This is a genomic window from Candidatus Thiodiazotropha sp. AKAK2, assembly GCF_058244685.1.
Window position 1 is genome coordinate 121236 of the sequence record NZ_JBSYOP010000034.1, and the last position, 18534, is coordinate 139769.

The 18534-nt window shown below is 51.4% G+C and carries 14 protein-coding genes; 6 read left to right on the forward strand and 8 right to left on the reverse strand.

Annotation, left to right across the window (positions count from 1 at the left end):
- Positions 1–29: 29 nt before the first annotated feature.
- The gene (locus tag AC4IE8_RS17460) at positions 30–284 is read right to left on the reverse strand and encodes a hypothetical protein (protein WP_068987506.1); all 255 of its coding nucleotides are present in this window, start codon (positions 282–284) and stop codon (positions 30–32) included.
- A 541-nt stretch (positions 285–825) separates the two neighbouring features.
- On the opposite strand from AC4IE8_RS17460, the gene AC4IE8_RS17465 reads away from it, so the two are divergent.
- The 3 genes from AC4IE8_RS17465 to AC4IE8_RS17475 all read left to right on the forward strand — a co-directional run bounded on the left by AC4IE8_RS17465 (position 826) and on the right by AC4IE8_RS17475 (position 3229).
- Complete coding sequence (locus tag AC4IE8_RS17465) at positions 826–1323, forward strand: type VI secretion system tube protein Hcp (RefSeq protein ID WP_490791570.1); 498 nt, start codon at positions 826–828, stop codon at positions 1321–1323.
- Positions 1324–1541: 218 nt separating this feature from the next.
- Positions 1542–2738: an NnrS family protein gene (locus tag AC4IE8_RS17470; protein ID WP_490791571.1), complete on the forward strand. Its 1197-nt coding sequence runs from the start codon at positions 1542–1544 to the stop codon at positions 2736–2738.
- 158 nt (positions 2739–2896) lie between these two features.
- Positions 2897–3229, forward strand: coding sequence for a sulfur globule family protein (locus AC4IE8_RS17475; protein ID WP_068987503.1), 333 nt, complete (start codon positions 2897–2899; stop codon positions 3227–3229).
- Between the two features lie 92 nt (positions 3230–3321).
- On the opposite strand, the gene AC4IE8_RS17480 is transcribed toward AC4IE8_RS17475, so the two are convergent.
- A complete protein-coding gene (locus AC4IE8_RS17480; RefSeq protein ID WP_490791572.1) occupies positions 3322–4068 on the reverse strand; it encodes a sulfite exporter TauE/SafE family protein in 747 nt (248 codons plus the stop codon).
- 195 nt (positions 4069–4263) lie between these two features.
- Between AC4IE8_RS17480 and AC4IE8_RS17485 the strand changes: the two genes are divergently transcribed.
- Complete coding sequence (locus tag AC4IE8_RS17485; protein ID WP_490791573.1) at positions 4264–7698, forward strand: EAL domain-containing protein; 3435 nt, start codon at positions 4264–4266, stop codon at positions 7696–7698.
- A gap of 72 nt (positions 7699–7770) precedes the next feature.
- Here the strand turns inward: AC4IE8_RS17485 and ssb are convergent, their stop codons facing one another.
- Positions 7771–8226 carry a single-stranded DNA-binding protein gene (ssb, locus tag AC4IE8_RS17490; RefSeq protein WP_068987501.1) on the reverse strand — a complete coding sequence of 152 codons (456 nt, stop codon included), beginning with the start codon at positions 8224–8226 and terminating at the stop codon, positions 7771–7773.
- 51 nt (positions 8227–8277) lie between these two features.
- Positions 8278–9666: an MFS transporter gene (locus AC4IE8_RS17495; protein WP_490791574.1), complete on the reverse strand. Its 1389-nt coding sequence runs from the start codon at positions 9664–9666 to the stop codon at positions 8278–8280.
- 85 nt (positions 9667–9751) lie between these two features.
- Here AC4IE8_RS17495 and uvrA point away from each other — a divergent pair, with 85 nt between their 5' ends.
- Positions 9752–12574, forward strand: coding sequence for an excinuclease ABC subunit UvrA (gene uvrA / locus AC4IE8_RS17500; protein WP_068988505.1), 2823 nt, complete (start codon positions 9752–9754; stop codon positions 12572–12574).
- Between the two features lie 5 nt (positions 12575–12579).
- On the opposite strand, the gene AC4IE8_RS17505 is transcribed toward uvrA, so the two are convergent.
- On the reverse strand, positions 12580–14499 hold the full coding sequence (locus AC4IE8_RS17505) for a PKD domain-containing protein (protein ID WP_490791575.1): 1920 nt from the start codon (positions 14497–14499) through the stop codon (positions 12580–12582).
- Between the two features lie 382 nt (positions 14500–14881).
- Here AC4IE8_RS17505 and AC4IE8_RS17510 point away from each other — a divergent pair, with 382 nt between their 5' ends.
- A complete protein-coding gene (locus AC4IE8_RS17510; RefSeq protein ID WP_068987498.1) occupies positions 14882–15130 on the forward strand; it encodes a GlsB/YeaQ/YmgE family stress response membrane protein in 249 nt (82 codons plus the stop codon).
- Positions 15131–15555: 425 nt separating this feature from the next.
- Here the strand turns inward: AC4IE8_RS17510 and AC4IE8_RS17515 are convergent, their stop codons facing one another.
- From AC4IE8_RS17515 to cas1, 3 genes are all read right to left on the reverse strand, one after another.
- On the reverse strand, positions 15556–16320 hold the full coding sequence (locus AC4IE8_RS17515) for a DUF2971 domain-containing protein (RefSeq protein WP_490791576.1): 765 nt from the start codon (positions 16318–16320) through the stop codon (positions 15556–15558).
- A 20-nt stretch (positions 16321–16340) separates the two neighbouring features.
- Positions 16341–17147 (reverse strand): putative phage abortive infection protein, encoded by an 807-nt coding sequence (locus AC4IE8_RS17520; protein WP_490791577.1) that lies wholly within the window; start codon positions 17145–17147, stop codon positions 16341–16343.
- A gap of 99 nt (positions 17148–17246) precedes the next feature.
- Complete coding sequence (gene cas1, locus AC4IE8_RS17525; RefSeq protein WP_490791578.1) at positions 17247–18359, reverse strand: CRISPR-associated endonuclease Cas1; 1113 nt, start codon at positions 18357–18359, stop codon at positions 17247–17249.
- Positions 18360–18534 lie beyond the last annotated feature (175 nt).

The window sequence follows — 18534 nt, forward strand, 5'->3', positions numbered from 1 at the left end:
TAGGATTCCACTGACCGAACAGCCCAGGCTCAAGACAGCAGGCTGCGGCAATCCGCTTCACTGCAAAACGACTCGATGCGGGGAATTTTAACCCAGCTTTTCAATCGGCAGGCGAGGCAGCGCCCCAGCTCATTGATCAGGCTGATCATCATCCCGGTTACAATCAGAGACCAGAATACGATATCGATCCAGGCATAGTGAATCAGGCCTTCGAGGCCATAGACCATAAATGAGAACAGGCCGAACAGCATGGCCATAATCAATCCAACGAATATCGGTAACATGACTGACTCCTTGGTTGCTTAATATAAGTATATAAGATTTTACTTAAATATACACCATTTTGGATCCCCGACTCATACACAAGTTCACAGAAATCGAGCATCTATCAGGAATTCAGCCACATAATGCCCTCATCCCGATAAGCAAAAGTGTATTGAAATAGCAAATTGCTATTAAATCCACAAGTCGTGCGTCGCAATCAGCCGGTGTAACGGACTGGGCGCGATCATCCGAGCACCATACCGGCTCAGAAATGGTCGTTCATAACTGGCTGTAACCATTGATGATGGATGACATCCAACTTGGGGGGAAACCGGAGTTTGACCTGCTCGTTATCTAGGGCCTGTTAACACAAATTCGATACGTCCTGCTTCTCCTCCATTGCAATCCAAAGCAACGCGATCCTGATCGAAGTCATGGTGTAATTCGTTAATATCAAAGCTGTGCAATATTTCCTATCTCATCTTTGACTCCGCTTATAGATTGGCTCAACAGATAACCCGATTGGATTACCTATAGAAGTGAACCTTCATGGAGAAGACTATGAACAAGGCCAAGCTAACTCTCATCAATTTACTCTTTATCGCACTTATGCTTCCGCTTTCTGCAAAGGCGCAAAACGGATTGATTGAACTCACCATTGAATATGCTGACGGCACCATTCAGCGTTCGTTAATCGATGGATTCAGCGTCGGTCTTGAAGGTGAGGAACCCAAAGCTGCCTTGCTATTACCCGCCGTACAGGCAGCCAGAGAGGCTGCCCGCAGAATGGAGAACAGTGTCTCGAAAAGTGAGCTGATTCCCAATATTCTGATACAGACCAATAGTGAAAAAACCTACTACAAATGGAAACTGACAAACGTCATGATCAAGAGCTACTCCATGCACGGCAGCAACAGTGATAACTCTGTCCCCATAGAGACACTTACCCTGAGCTATGAGAGAGTGGAGTTCTCCTTCAACGGTATGTCAAACGCGTTCGATTGCACCTCAAACAGCTGCAAGCTTGAGACCGACTCATTCAGCAGAACGAGCTATTGATCTCTCTTTCCGATCCGTTCACCCATGACGATGTGCATTGTTAGCCCTCATTGCCGGATCATAATCAGCCGCAAGCTGGCATCATCAATTTGCTATGATCCGGCCTGGCATAGCCGGAAATATCACCGAGCCATCCCACTCCAGCTTTGATGTACATCAAGGCTTGCCGATAACAGCAGCTCTAGGGTAATCCTCTTTACCCATTTGAGGGGACGACTTTGAGCATCATTCCATTGGGTGACCCTCGCACCCCTGACGCTTCACCCAAGGGTTATGCCTTGTTTGCTCTTGGTTTTCGTCCGTTTTTCCTGCTCGCAGCAATCTCCGGGCTGACACTGATGCTGCTCTGGCTCTGGTTCTGGCTCAGCCCGATACAATTTAGCCACTACTCACTGGTCGGCTGGCACAGCCATGAGATGCTGTTCGGATTCAGCCTGGCGATCATTGCCGGGTTCCTGCTTACCGCCGTACGTAACTGGACCGGTATCGATACCCCGACCGGTACGCCGTTGGCCCTGCTGGCCGGACTTTGGTTTGCCGGCCGTTTATTGCCATTCATGCCGAGCGCACTGGTGGGGATGTTTGTGCTGATCGATCTGCTTTTCCTACCCGCACTGATTGCGGCCCTTACCCGACCCCTGGTGAAAGCGGAGAATCGAATCAACCGACTCTTCATACCTCTGCTGGTGGTGATGGCCATCGCCAATCTTCTCTACCACCTTGAGGCCGTGGGCCTTCTGGCGACAAGCAGAAGCGGCATCTCACTGATGACCAACTCGATCCTGTTACTGTTGATATTCGTCGGCGGCAGGGTACTCCCCTTTTTCACCGACAAGGCGGTTGAAGACTCCGCGCCCCGTTTCAGCAAACAGCGGGAGCAGGCCGTTTACGCCCTGTTTCTTCTCTGGGCGTTAAGCGACCTGCTGCTGCCGAACAGCTGGCCAGGTATGCTGTTTGCACTCGGAGGCTCCATCACTCAGGCCTGGCGTCTCTACGACTGGCACCACCCCCAAATATGGAAAAAACCCATTCTATGGATCCTTTACGCCGGGCTGGCCTGGCTGGTGATCGGCTTTCTGCTGAAAGCCATGGCCCAGATTGGACTCTTTGCAGATAACCTGGCCACCCATGCACTCACCGCCGGCGCCATCGGTGTGACTACCCTGGGCATGATGGCCAGGGTGGCTCTGGGTCATACCGGCCGGGAGATCGGTGCCAATCGAACTATGGCCCTGGCATTCATATTGATCAACATCGCCGTAGTGATGCGGGTCTTCGTTCCGATCACCGGACTGCTCAGCTATCAGACCTGTATAATGCTCTCAGCAGTTGCCTGGTCCATCTGCTATCTGCTGTTCTCAATGATCTATCTACCGATACTGATTCGCCCCCGCATCGACGGCCGACCAGGATAGCTTCAGACACCACCCATAGAGCATAACTATAAAAATTGAACGCTCAATAGATAAATAGTCTTTGATTATTTTAGTAATTACTAATATTCTTTCGCTCCATGAGTAACGCAGTACTTACTCGTTCACTTTCTAACACTTAAAAATTTGAGGAATATCTCATGTCCAAAATCGTTAAAATCGCAGCCGCTGCTGCTCTGATCGCCGCTTCTGCTTCCGCTTCTGCATGGTGGGGCAACCCTTGGAACAACGGCTGGGGCAACGGCAATGACTTCATGGGCGACGGCTTCGGCGACGGTGACTTCTCTTTCAACATGAGCGGTAACGCTCGTGGCGCCGGCAACGGTTATGGTCGTGGTTACAACAACTACTACAACCGTCCTTACTACGGTTACGCTCCTTACGGCGCTCCTTATGGTGCTCCTTACGGCGCTCCTGTAGCTCCTTACGGCGCTCCTGCTGCTCCTCAGGCTCAGGCTCCTGCTGCCAAGTAATCATCTTTGATGACACTTGGAAACTTGCCCAGGCAAGTTTCAGCCTAAAAAAGGCGGGCCTTGGGCCCGCCTTTTTTTATCCCTCAAACAAATCAGAAGAACAGCAGCTTGATGATAAAAGCTGATAACGCCAGGTAGAGCACCCGGCGAATCAGCGCCTCCCCATGAGTGATGGTGGTATGGGCGCCCAACCAGCCTCCAATTGAATTGCCGATGGCCAGGCTGATTCCGACCCACCACATAAGCTCCAGATTCGAAGCGAAGATCCCCAGCGCGAGAATGGTATAGACCAGCACAATCAGGACCTTGTGCATATTCACCCGAACCAGATCGAGCCCCAGCACCTTGTGCAGTATCGGCATCAGTATGAAACCGACACCAATCTGAATGAAGCCCCCCCAGAATCCGGCAGCAACCATCAACAGATGCCCGGCAAACAGATTCTTAGGCTTGCTATCGCCCCCTGTCGGTTTGATTTTATCGTGACCGGTGGCCATCAATAGCATCACACCCACCATCACCAGTGCCAAAACCCGGTCGAACCATACTCCGTCGAGTTTCACCCCAACCATTGCGCCACCAATCGCCCCCAGGGAAGCCATCGCCGCAAGACTGAAACCCAGCTTGAAATCGGAGTAGCCACGACGCCTGAATGCGGTCACAGCGGTGATGTTCTGAGCCAGTATGGCGATCCGATTGGTACCGTTAGCCACCGGTCCCGGGATCCCCATGAACAGCATCACCGGTATGGTCAGTAACGACCCCCCTCCAGCCATCACATTCAGCCAGCCGGCAGCAACACCAACCATGGCAAGCAGCAGAATCTGCCAGATTTCCACAAAACCACCCCTGCGTATCTTTTTTATCCGCCTATCAGACTAACAGACTTGATCCAGATCAGTGCATACAGTGTTAAAAAAGAGCTTGTACTGCCGACATATAATTAAATAGACGGTAATATCGGCTTTGATCCCTCTGTCCAAAATTTTGCAGTAATCCGGACAGTCACTGTCCGACTGCAACCAACAGAGTCAATGAACAACAAAAAGCCTACATTCATAGCAGTTGTATTTGTTCTTGCTCTGTCCATATCATTTGGCCAGAGAGGGTGGAATCTTGAAGCTGAAAACGAGCTTCAGGAGTCGCAGCCATCCCATCTGATTGCGGCTGTCCCCCGCGCCTTCCCCCCCCAGTATGCTGTCAATGCACAGGGCAGACCCTATGGATTTGCCATCGATGTGATGAACGCCTTGGCCGAACAGGCGGGATTGACCGTGGAGTACCAGATCCATGAGACCTGGCAGGGTGTCCATCAGGCCATAAAATCAGGACAGGCTGTACTGATCCCCAATATGGGGATAACGGCTGATCGACAGGCTTATGCGGATTTCACCGCACCGCTTGAGACCTTCTCCGTATCACTGTTCGTGCGGGCAGAGACTGAGACGATTAGCTCGTTAGAAGATCTGGTTGGCCACCATGTCGGGGTGATCAAAGGTAATGTGGCCATCAAGCTGCTTGTAGACAAAGCACTGAGACTCGAACATTTTGATCAGTTATCCGAGGCCCTGCTTGCGCTGTTGAGTGGTCAGATCGACGCCCTCGCCTACCCGGACCCGGTTGTCTGGCGCTATACCCAGCAACTTGGCCTGGATGACCATATCCGCAAGCTCAGCCCTTCGCTGGTAGAGATCAAACGCGCCATTGCTGTACGCAAAGGTGAACCTCAGCTTGTGAAACAGTTGAATCAAGCCGTCGATACCTTCATCCAGAGTGATAGATTCAAGGATATCTACTCCCGCTGGTATGCCACACCCGCCCCGTACTGGAATACCCAAAGAACACTGCTCGTAATGTCGCTGCTGTTGATGCTGGTCGCTACCGGCATGTTGGTCTGGCGCTTTCGCAGTCTGCAACAACTCAACCGGCGCCTAACCGCTGAAACCGAGATGCGTCGCGACGCTGAGAGCCAACTGCAGCTGCTCAACGCCGACCTCGAGGAGACTGTGCGCCGCCAGACGGAGGGGCTGGCCGAGGCGCAACGCATGAGCAAGATGGGCAGCTGGGTGCTCAACCTGCAGCTGGACTCTCTGGAGTGGTCTGATGAGACTTTCCGCATCTTTGAGATTGACCCGAAGCGCTTTGCCGCCACCTATGAAAAATTTCTCGAGACCGTTCACCCTGACGACCGGGAAAGAGTTAATAACGCTTACCTAAGCTCATTGGAAGAGCAGCAAGATTATGAGATAGAGCACCGCCTGCTGTTTGCCGACGGCAGAATAAAATGGGTGAAAGAGCAGTGTGAAACCCAGTTTGACAGTCATGGGCTACCGATCATCTCCCGTGGCACAGTTCAGGACATTACGGAGCACAAAGCGGCCGAGCGCCAGCTGGCCTTGACCCAGCATGCTCTGGACCATATCTCAGAAGCGGCCTATCTGATCATGCCCGATGGCCACTTCAGGTACGTCAATCCTGCCGCTTGTGAAACGTTGGGTTACACAAAAGAGGAGCTATTGAAAAAATCGGTGATGGATATCGATCCCACTTACTCAACCGAGCGGTTTCTGGAGGTTGACAGGAAACTCGAAGAAACCGGATCACTACGCTTCGAAACCACCCACCAACATCGCGACGGCCATACGATTCCGGTGGAGATCGTAGCCAACCACATCACGTTCGAGGATGAAGAACTCTCCTTTGCCATCGCCCGTGACATCAGTGAGATCAAATCAGCGCAGCAGGAGATCGAGCGCCAACACGCTCTGTTGCAGCAAGTCATCGACGGGGTCAGTGACCCTATCCTTATGATCGACTCAGACTACACCGTACAACTGATGAACCATGCCGCGCGGACAGCCGCCCCGGCCAAGGCACTGGCGTCTGCCCAGCCGAAATGCTATGCCATTTCACACCACATCGACCAGCCCTGTCAGGGAGAAGATCACCCATGCCCGCTGGAACAGGTTCTAAAGAGAGAAAAAACCGTTAAAGTGGTTCACAACCACCCGCTACAGGATGGCACGACACGTACCTTCGAACTGCTGGCCAACCCCCTGTTTGACAAGCAAGGCAAAGTTACCGGCATCATCGAATCGGGTAGAGATATTACCGACTACCTGAGCGTCGTTGATCAACTCAGAAAAAATCAGCACCGTCTCGACCACATCGCCCATCACGATCCGTTGACCGGCATGCCCAATCGGCTGCTGTTTGTGGATCGCCTGCAACAAGCCATCTTTAAAGCCAAGCGCAATGAAAGCATGGTCGCCCTGTTGTTCATCGATCTGGATCGCTTCAAACAGATCAATGACAGCTTCGGCCACCCGACCGGGGATCTGATCCTGAAAGAGGCGGCAATCCGTCTCAAAGCGATGATCCGGGAAGTCGACACCATCGCCCGAATCGGTGGTGATGAGTTCACCGTTATCCTCGATCAGATCGAGCAGACTCAGGACATCGTAAAGATTGCTGAGAAGCTGCTCGGTGCTTTTACCCAGGGTTTCAAGATCCTGGATAAGGAGCTGTTCCTCTCCAGCAGCATCGGCATCAGTATCTACCCCCAGGACAGTGACGACCCGAACACCCTGATACGTAATGCGGACTCCGCCATGTACAAGGCCAAGGAGCTGGGTAGAAACGCCTACAGTTTCTATACAGCAGAGATGACAACATTGGCGTTTGAGAGACTGATGATGGAGAACAGTCTGCGTAAAGCCCTGACCATGAATGAGCTGGTTCTCCACTACCAGCCGCAGATCGATATCCGCAGTGGCCGAGTAATCGGTGTCGAAGCCCTGGTCCGTTGGCAACATCCGGAGCTGGGTCTGCTGCCACCTGCCAAGTTCATTCCACTCGCCGAGGAGTCAGGGCTGATCCGTCCCATTGGCGAATGGATTCTTCGCCAGGCCTGTCAGCAGGCAAGCAAGTGGCGCGATCAGGGTTTCAGCCCGGAGCGCATCTCAGTCAACTGCAATCTGTCTGCGGGTCAGTTGAACAGCGATAACTTTATTAGCGGTATTCAGACTATTCTTGCAGAGGCCGGGATCAACGCCGATCTGCTGGAACTCGAGATTACGGAAACCACCATCATGAACGATCCCGTGCACATGTCGGAAATTCTCAACCGTCTGCGGGATATCGGCATCAGACTGGCGATTGACGACTTCGGTACCGGCTACTCATCCCTCTCCTATCTGAAAGCCCTGCCGATCTCCAAACTGAAGATCGACCAATCCTTTGTACGGGATATTCCCTCCGATGCGGATGACATGGCGATTACCCGGGCCATCATCGCCCTGGGTGAGAGTCTGCAGATGCAGGTGATCGCCGAAGGGGTGGAGACCGAGGCCCAGGCTGACTTCCTGAAACATGAAGGCTGTTACCTGGCGCAGGGATTTCTCTATGCCAAACCGATGAATTCTGAGGATCTGGACCGATACATGACTTCGGTTCAGGTAGATTCCTGAGCCAGGTAAAAACTGAAAAAGCCCCAGAAATGGGGCTTTCAGGATGAATTTCTGTATAAACCTTGGTGCTCTTCAGAACGGAATATCGTCGTCGAAATCGTTGTCAGGCATGGAACTTGGAGCAGGCGCCGGTGCCGACTGTGGCCGCGACACCCCCTGGGACTGGGGTGCGTCGAAGGAGGCGCTGCCGCCACGACTGTCGAGCATCTGCATCTCGCTGGCGACGATCTCCGTAGTGTAGCGATCCTGGCCATCCTGTCCCTGCCACTTGCGGGTACGCAGGCTTCCCTCCACGTAGACCTTGGAACCCTTCTTCAGATACTCACCGGCAATCTCACCCAGACGATTGAAAAACACCACCCGGTGCCACTCGGTCCGCTCCTGCTGCTCGCCGCTGTTCTTGTCCTTCCAGCTCTCGGAGGTGGCCAGGGTGACATTGGTGACCGCACCACCGCTCGGCATATAGCGGGTCTCCGGATCCTTGCCCAGGTTACCGATGAGTATTACTTTGTTGATTCCTCGTGCCATTTAATTATCTCCACAGCAGGTTACAGCTCCTTCCGCTGGAGCCAAATCCGGCTAGTGTACCTCACCCACCGCATAGTCATCCAGAACCTGCTGGTCGACCACCTGCAGATCGACTTTCAGATAGGCGACCTCATCCTCGGCGATGATTACCGCATCATCGACCCCGTCGATGGCCATCAATTTGGCCGCCAGGCTGGCAACCTCCGACTCATCCAGCTTGCCCACCGGTATCAGGTAGTTACTCAGGTAGCTCGGATTGGGCATGCCGCGGGCGATCAGCAACCAGACCAGCGCCATCGCACCGCACAGCAGAAACACCCCCTCGTTACCGTAGTGGGTATGTATCCAGCCCCCCAGGGCGCCACCGAGAAAGGCACCGATGAACTGGGAGCTGGAGTAGACTCCCATGGCGGTGCCTTTGCGCTCACCCGGTGCTGCTTTGGCAATCAGCGAGGGCAGGGTCGCTTCAAGCAGATTGAAGGCGGTGAAAAAGATGAACAGACCGACAACCAGCACCAGCAACTGATGACTGAAGCCGTAGAGCAGCACCGCAGCCAGGGCCAAGGCGGCAATACCGCCAAGAAACACCGGGCGCATCCGCCGGCGACTCTCGGCAATGATCACGAAGGGCACCATCATCACCATCGACAGCAGCATCACCGGCAGATAGATCTGCCAATGGGATTCACTGGCCATCCCCAGATCCCGCAACGACAGCGGGTAGGCGAGAAACATGGCGGTAAGGGTCATATGCAGGGTCAGAATACCCAGATCGAGACGCAGCAGTTCCGGGTCGGCCAACACCTTGCCGAACTGACTCGGCACCGCTTCCGCATCCCGATGGAAATGACTCCCGCTTGGTGTCGGCACCACGAACAGCACAATGGCGATACCGCCCAATGCCAGAACCGCTGTCAGCCAGAAGATACCGGGCACACCGATCCAGCTATTGAGGATCGGCCCAAGAATCAGCGCAACCGCGAAAGCGAACCCGATACTGATACCAATGATTGCCATCATACGCAGGCGTCGCTGCTCACGACTGAGATCCGCTGCCAGCGCCATGATCACTGCCGCGATCGCACCACTGCCCTGTAGGGCGCGCCCGAGAATGATGCCGTAGATGGTTTCCGAGGTGGCGGCAACCACACTACCCAGAGCAAACACCAGTAGACCACCGACCAGAACCGGTTTGCGGCCGATCCGATCGGAAAGCATACCGAAGGGGATCTGCAACAGCGCCTGGGTGAGTCCATAGATGCCGATGGCGATGCCGACCAACAGAGGCGTCACATCCGGCAGCCCCTCCGCATACAGGGCGAAAACAGGCAAGATGAGAAACAACCCCAGCATTCGCAGGGAAAAGAGACCGGAGAGGGAGTAGGCGGCTCGTCGTTCAATTGCATTCAGGCCTGAGCCATTCCCCCGCTTGTTACTCATCGCTAAGTCACTTTGCCAGTCAATAAAAAGAGCGCGTATAGTATCAGGTTCGCTCAATTCAATGCAGTACTACCACGACAAGATTATGGACACCATCAGTATTCGCGGCGCCCGCACCCACAACTTACAAAATATCGACCTGGATCTGCCACGAGACAAATTGATCGTGTTCACCGGACTCTCCGGTTCCGGTAAATCCTCGCTGGCTTTCGACACCATCTACGCCGAAGGTCAACGTCGCTATGTGGAATCCCTCTCCGCCTACGCCAGACAGTTTCTCTCATTGATGGAGAAACCGGATGTGGACCATATCGAGGGACTCTCCCCGGCCATCTCCATCGAACAGAAGACCACCTCACACAACCCCCGCTCCACGGTGGGAACGATCACCGAGATCTACGACTATCTGCGGCTGCTGTTCGCCCGTGTCGGTACACCCAGATGCCCCGAGCACGACACCACCCTGGAGGCCCAGAGCATCAGCCAGATGGTCGACCAGGTGGTGGCCCTGCCCGAGGGGGAGCGGTTGATGTTGCTGGCGCCGGTGATCCAGGAACGCAAGGGTGAGCACCACAAACTGCTGCAGGAGCTGCACACCCAGGGATTCATCCGCGCCCGTATCGACGGCGAGGTGTTCGAACTCGACGATGCCCCAACCCTGGAGCTGCATAAGAAACACACCATCGAGGTGGTGGTGGACCGCTTCAAGGTGCGGCCGGATCTGAAAACCCGCCTGGCCGAGTCCTTTGAGACCGCACTCAACCTGGCGGACGGTCTGGTGCGGGTCGCCTGGATGAACGGCAGCCAGCCGGAATTGGTGTTCTCCTCCCGGTTCGCCTGCCCCCACTGCGGCTACAGCCTGACCGAACTGGAACCCAGATTATTCTCGTTCAACAATCCGGTTGGTGCCTGTCCAACCTGCGACGGTCTGGGCATCGAACAGTTCTTCGATCCGGAAAAGGTGGTCGCTCATCCGGAACTCTCCCTGGCGGGTGGCGCGGTACGCAGCTGGGACAGACGAAACGCCTACTACTTCCAGATGATCTCCTCACTGGGCCGGCATCTGAAATTCGATCCGGAAACCCCCTGGAAAAAGCTGCCCAAACGGATTCAGAAAGTCATCCTCCACGGCAGCGGCAGCGAGGCGATCGAATTCAGCTACCACAACGAGCGGGGGCGGTCGGTCAAGAAGCGTCACCCCTTCGAGGGCATCATACCCAACATGCAGCGCCGCTATCGGGAGACCGAATCGAATGCGGTGCGCGAGGAGCTGACCCGCTATATCTCTAGCCAGCCCTGCCCCGATTGCGAAGGTACCCGGCTGAATCAGGCGGCACGGCATGTCTTCATCAAGGCGCATACCCTGCCGGAACTCACGCGGATGCCGATCGGCCAGGTGAAAAAGAGCTTCGCAACGCTCAAGCTGCCGGGCAAGCGGGGCAAGATCGCCGCCAAGATTCTCAAGGAGATCGACCAACGTCTCCACTTTCTGGTCAATGTGGGGCTGGACTATCTGACCCTCGACCGTAGCGCCGAAACCCTCTCCGGGGGTGAGGCCCAGCGGATCCGTCTGGCCAGCCAGATCGGCGCCGGACTGGTCGGAGTCATGTACGTGCTGGACGAACCCTCGATCGGCCTCCACCAACGGGACAACCAGCGCCTGCTCGACACCCTGACCTATCTGAGGGACCTGGGTAACACCGTGATCGTGGTCGAGCATGACGAGGAGGCGATCCGCAGTGCGGATCATGTAGTGGATATCGGCCCCGGCGCCGGGGTCCATGGCGGCAAGATCATTGCCCAGGGTACGGCCAATCAAATTGCAAAAAGTAAGGGTTCACTCACCGGTGAGTATCTGAGCGGCAAACGTTGCATCGAGATTCCGGAACGCACCACTGAGATCGATGAGCTGCGCACCCTGGAACTCCTGGGCGCCACCGGCAACAACCTCAAATCGGTGGATCTGGTGATTCCTGTGGGCAGTTTCTGCTGCATCACCGGAGTATCCGGCTCCGGCAAATCGACCCTGATCAACGACACCCTCTACCCGATCTCCGCCGCTGCCCTGAATAAAGCCAATACCAGCCCCTCCCCCTACAAAACCATCAACGGCCTGGAGCACTACGACAAGGTGGTGGATATCGATCAGAGCCCGATCGGGCGCACGCCCAGATCCAATCCAGCCACCTATACCGGTCTCTTCACACCGATCCGGGAGCTGTTTGCCGGCACCCCGGAAGCCCGCTCCCGTGGCTATACCCCGGGTCGATTCAGTTTCAATGTGAAGGGTGGACGTTGCGAGTCATGCAGCGGCGATGGGGTGATTAAAGTAGAGATGCACTTTCTCCCCGACATCTATGTGCAGTGCGATGTGTGTAAAGGCAAACGCTATAACCGGGAGACCCTGGAGATCCACTACAAGGGCAAGACCATCGACGAAGTGCTCAACATGACCGTGGAAGAGGCGCTGGACTTTTTCGATGCGGTGCCGGCGATCAAACGCAAACTGCAGACCCTGATGGATGTGGGACTCTCCTACATCTCCCTGGGACAGAACGCCACCACCCTCTCCGGCGGTGAGGCCCAGCGGGTGAAACTCTCCCGGGAGCTCTCCAAGCGGGATACCGGCAACACCCTCTACATCCTCGACGAACCGACCACCGGCCTGCACTTCCATGACGTCAACCACCTGCTTGAGGTGCTGCACCGTCTGCGCAACCATGGCAATACGGTGGTGGTGATCGAACACAACCTGGATGTCATCAAGACAGCGGACTGGATCATTGACCTGGGGCCCGAAGGAGGCGACAAAGGTGGTGAGATCGTAGCCCAGGGCACACCTCAACAGCTGGCCAAAACACGGGGCTCCCACACAGGAAAGTTTCTCAAAAAGCTGCTGGCCAAGTAGTCCGGTCAAGGCGTCTCATAGGCGCCGAGGTCGGGGGTTGCATCCCGTGGATTACCCAGCATGTCTGTCGTGGGGACAGAGAGGGTCGTACCCCTGTCCCTGGCCGCAGAGTCACTTTCGAGACGCAGATCGTCAGGCGCATCGAGAAAGCCGGGATCAGCACTTGAAGCCATGCCATCCAGACCGCTGGTTCCACTGTCGAAGCTTGCACCGAAACAGAGATTGCTGTTGACCAGCTGATAGGCATCGGCATTCAGATCGAAATCGTAGCAGCTGTCCCCTGATTGTGGGTTGGCGAAGTAACCGATGTTGTTGGTCACCACATAATCCCCACCCCGCTCACCAACATAGTAGGCTCGTCCACTCGCTGCACCGCCGAAGTAGACACTGTTGTTACGCACCACTGTACCGCTGACATCCAGATCAGGCGCCGCAGTCGACCGGTTGGGTGAGGCAATACCGGTCGCACCGCCAATCAGGGTCTGAACCACAATATTGTTTTCGATGATGCAGTCGACACAGCTGGCGACACCGATCGCGAGATTGCCCACATTGCGCACCAGATTGCCACGGATGACTGCCCTCTGATGGCTTTCCGTGGTTGATCCCGCTGCGTCCACCGTCAACCCCCAACACCCTGGCGAGGGATTACGCTCCTCGATCAGATTGTTTTCGATCAGCAGATCAACCGTGTTGTCATTGTGTGCCACCAGACTGGTACCGACACACTGATCATTCATATCCAGTGCCGAATCACTCAACCAGTTACCCCGCACGATCCCATCGCTTTTCATTTGACTGAGATAGACGTTGTGTTGCAGTGCACTGGCATTCAACCAGCCGTTGTTATGAAAACGGTTGCGCTCCAGCCGGGTACGATGGGTACCACCCAACCAGCCCATTACCCCATTGTCATGAATATACGAGTCACTGAGAGTGATATCACCACTCTCCAGGTCGTTGCTGTTGAGATAGACACCAATGCCAAAGCCATCCACTTCCAGACACTGCATCACAACCTGGTTGAGATTACGAAACAGAAACAATCCGAACCCCTCGCCATCCCGGCTCTGTTTGGATAATTGAAGGTTATGGATCTGGATACCTTGCCAACTGAGCTGATCATCGCTCGGATCGAAAACCATACCATTGACGTTTCCCGCCTGAGCAATCCTGATCGTTGGTCTGGCCTGGACCGAATCGCCATAGTCCTGCAGCGTGCAGGGTGTATCACTGCGGCAGCCTGAAGCACTCAACTGCAGAGCCGTGTCACTATGCCAGACGCCACCACGACAGAAGGCCAGATCACGTCCGGCATTGAAGGCGGCTATCGCTGCCGTGATGGAACGCTTGGGTGATAAGGCACTGCCGAGATTGGCATCATCTCCGGGCGTGCAATCCGTAACAGCGCCACTCTGGCAATCACAGAGATGAATCACCCTATCGCCCCTATCACTGACAGTAGCCGGACAGAGATCAAGGTCCGGCCCGTAATCCGGAAGTGCTGCGAGCTGCTGAGGATTGACCGTAATGATCACGCGATCACTCACCATCACCCCTGCATCGTCGGTAATCGTTAGAGAGAACTCCAGGTTTTCAAAGCTCAATACTGATGGGGCTGTAAAGCTGGCCACCGCCTGATCAGCATTGGTCAGGTCTATGGCCGATCCACTGTGTTGTATCCATTGGTAGTCAATTACTGTGCCGTCACTATCGCTGCCGCTACCGGCAAGTGTGACGCTTTGACCTGCAGTAACCGTCTGATCTGAACCTGCATCAACCTCAGGTGGTGAATTGATCACCGGCGTGGGTTCATCAGTTCCTTCACCCCCACCTGCGTCACTGTCACTCTCTCCACCACCACCGCCACATGCCGACATCAATGAGAACGACAACAGGATGATCATCTGCCTTGCCCGGCTCATTGAGTATCTCCTGATCCGACCTGAGTCACCAACAACTTCAACATCCGTAACCCCTTAAACAAACACCTCATCTCTCTATAGATTATGTGGCGAGAGGCAAAATGGCATCCCCAGGAAGCACCACTGATCAGCAAATCGATACCGTCAAACTCAAAACTTGAATTGAGTTGAGAAATTAGAATCCAGATTCCCAGACGAATGAATGAAGCAACATTTCAAAGCAGAGAAAACAGCGTACAACGATCACAGAACCTAGTGTTTACAATCGTTGTCAATGTAGCCCTTTTTCCCAGCGGACAAACTTGTAAACTGCTGAAACCGGTCAGTCAGCGAACCTTTTCACGGCCGTTTCACTCCCTGTAATCATGTTAAGGAGACCATCATGGATTTGACCTCCCTTTTAATTTTTCTGGCAATTGGCGCAGTCGCCGGCTGGCTCGCCGGCACCCTGATGAAAGGTGGCGGGTTTGGCCTGCTGGGCAACATCATTGTCGGTGTGATTGGTGCCTTTATCGGCGGCTTTGTTTTCAATATTGTGGGAATCTCAGCAAGTGGTCTACTCGGCTCACTGATCACGGCGGTTGCCGGCGCTGCCATTCTGTTGTTTGTTGTCGGCCTGATAAAAAAATAGAGGCTTCATTCTCAAACTGTTTTAGCGCAGTTTCAATTTCGCTATATACAAAGGGTATCCAACCATCTTTTCGGGCTTGATATCCTTCAATCAATTTCACAGCTGTGCCGTTATCAAAATTAACCAAGAAGATAGATAATAGCCCCTCTCCCTTGATGGGAGGGGGTATAGATATATCTTACTAAAAATAACAATTATGGAATGATTAAGCTATAGAAGATAATAATTAAATTCTAATCTAACCGTTTTTGACATTATGAGAGTGGTTAAGAAAGCTGCTTTTAATGGGCGTCTATTTTGATCTTGATGTAGTTAGATTAAGTTAGTTTATCTGTGTAATGGTAATGACAACTTTATTAAACTGGCAGGTAGAGGGCATCTTGATTAAATATCCTGTCATCATTAATCTTTGTTAATTAGATTTCCTATGGTAATTTCTCTCGGTCTATTTCATACTTACTATTAGATATTTTTGCTTTGTATAATTCTAACCAAGGCATCTGCTTTGCAACTATATTTTGAATTTCATCACTATTTTCTTTCGAAGCACATGCTCCTATTATCACTTCTTTTATTTTTGACGTGCTTATCGCATGCAAGCCACTACCACCTTCTTTTGCAAGTTTTACGAATCTTACTTCTGATTCGTAGGACCAGTCCATAGACTTAGTTGCAATTGCTAGAACAACTAGTTCTTTCGTTATATCAGGAGTATCAGATCCGAATAACCTAGGATTAATTTCTGGATAACTTTCTGAGTATCTAACTTCATGCGCCACACCCACTTCATAATCATATTCTTCATCAAATTCAAGCCCCACACAAAAACCTGAGTGACTATCAGAATAATGTGACCACATAAGGCATTGATTCCACTTTTTTGATACACAGTAAATACCATAAGAATCTAAAAGTTCATGTAGATCTTTTTGAACCCGGTTTGTATCCGCAAATCTTATTAATAATTCTTTTGTTAGAGTTTTCTTTTGTTTATATTTAAGGCCTTTATGGTTTTGTTCAATGAAATAATCAACAAGTTCGCGTCGTTCGTTTAGGGTACCAAGGCCCACTATTCTTGGTCTCGAATCAAATGGATCATTAAATTGACTTGTTTTTGCAAAGTATATCTCGGAATTTCTAAAAATATCGTATTTATATTCAGGAGTGAACGAGCAATATTTATAAAACATAATAGATGTTGTCAATTAAGTCATTTATATGAAGAAAGATCATATAACAGTGGATGCTCAGTTGGGTTTAATAATGATTTTTTAGGTAATGTTTTTAATAATGAGTATTTCTCTATTAGAATTTTGAATTTTTTATTACCCATTTCACTTAAACCATTGTAAAAAAGTAAAGCCAATTCATTACTTGAGAGTTGTGCACGTACAAGATTTGTATACAATTTTTTATTTTCAAGTTCGCTGTTATCGATAAACTTGATTATGTTATATAGATTTCGAAAGTAGTGGCCAAATTCAGATTGATAACTATCATAAAATGCCAAGTATGTGTTGTTAATTCTATCAATCTCGGCATCACCCTGATATTCTGATTTGTCTTTATCCCATAAAGTCTTGAATCTTTTATAAAATACTTTAAAACAATCTCTACCTTTAGTGATTCGGTTATTAGCATCAACAAGATCAATATCGTTTGTTATTTCATTTTGTAGTCTTAATAGTTGGAAGAATGTCGACTCAAAATTTTGTTTTTTTAGTGTTATGTTTTGAGCTTCCATTTGTTCTTTTTGACCATGTAATTCATTTCTAGTCAACTCAAGCTCTCTTCTTTGTAAACTTAGTTCTTTTCTTTGAAGTATTATTGCGAAAATAACACCACCGAATGCTAATCCAGAAAAAAGTGCATTCACTACCCCGAACATATCTCCAAATGTACCACGGTGTTCATCACCTTCTAATAAATACCAAGTAGCCCCCCAAGCGATGAAGACAAAAGCAATTACAAACAAAAGAAAGCCCAAGCTTGATTTATCATCATTTTGTGTGGACATCTACACTCCTTGGCAATTCAATATTAAAAATATCAGATCCAATACTTAATTATTTTTAGATAGAAGTCGATTAGAATTGCAATGTATTATTATTCTTGGTCAAACACTATTACTCTCGATGTAATGTAAAGATAGTTGTGACACTCTTCGTGCAAACTCAGGATTCAATCTGCACGCACCATCATGTTGCATAGAAAAATCTGCCCCTGTAAACTTAACCGTTTTCATCAATTCCAAAACCACCCTATCAACTATAGGCCGCATAGGCTCCATCGTATCAAGCGCAAAGGCCGGATATTTACCTCGTGTCTCCTTATCATCATGCATAATACCTATAGTCGGATCATAACCATCCGCAATCAGTTTCATTTGTGTACGCGCTGTTAACACACCATAGGCATAATTCAGCATTGCATTGATTGGATGTGTAGCCCGATAGGCACGAGGACGTCCACCTCTGACAGCAGCGCGTGAAGTAAACTTTCGCCAATCATCAGGTATTGGATATTGTTTAGTGGCTTTCCACTTAATAGGTACTGCGGACCAGGACCTGAAGTACTCTGAAGCGATAGCGCCTTCTACTCCAAGGAGGCCTTGGAAATCTTTGGGAGGTTGGTCCTCAAGAGATTGAGCCTGGGTAGAAATATTTTGGTAAGTCGTTTCCCAAATTGATGACCGGGGAACATACTCTTCCATGGTGGTAAGGGTATTTCGAGCCTTTTCAATGAGTAGTTTAAGCCCAAATGCCACCCTCAAGTCGGGGTTCTGTCGAGTTTCATACTGCCATAGGATTTTTTCAATAGAAGCAGCCTGACCACCGGAACTGAGAACAGAACTGAATTGACCATCCCAGCGAAGACGTATTAGCTGAACACTCTGTCTGGCTAACCAGTCCATTGCATCCAGGGTAATTTCTCCTGATCCGTCGATAATGACAATCGCTGGTGGAATGTCTAAAGCGCCATTGAAGAATCGCCACTTTCGCTGATTTGAAGGGTAGTGTGTGTTTCCGTCACGTATGGATAGACTGCCTTTCTCAACCCGTAGCGAAAGGCCGTGACCTGTCAGGATTAGAGGGTTCTTTTCACGTTCCCGACGTCTCCTGGTTGATGGGGAATCTGATTCTGACTGCCAGAAGTCGCATCGATCCTGCCAGCTGACCATTTCACTATCGGTGTGGGTCTGTAAGCTTGAGGTGCTTGCCTGCTCCATTGCTATTTACCTCTGACAGGAAAAAGTACATCATATCATACCTTTAGCTTGTTATTGGGGCCAGAGTCATCGTACGCAAATCAACTAAAGAACTACGTTCACTTTGGGAGACTGGTGTCAGTCTGGATGAAGCTTGGATTGAGTTTGCCGAGAGTTTCCTTGATAGATTCTCGTT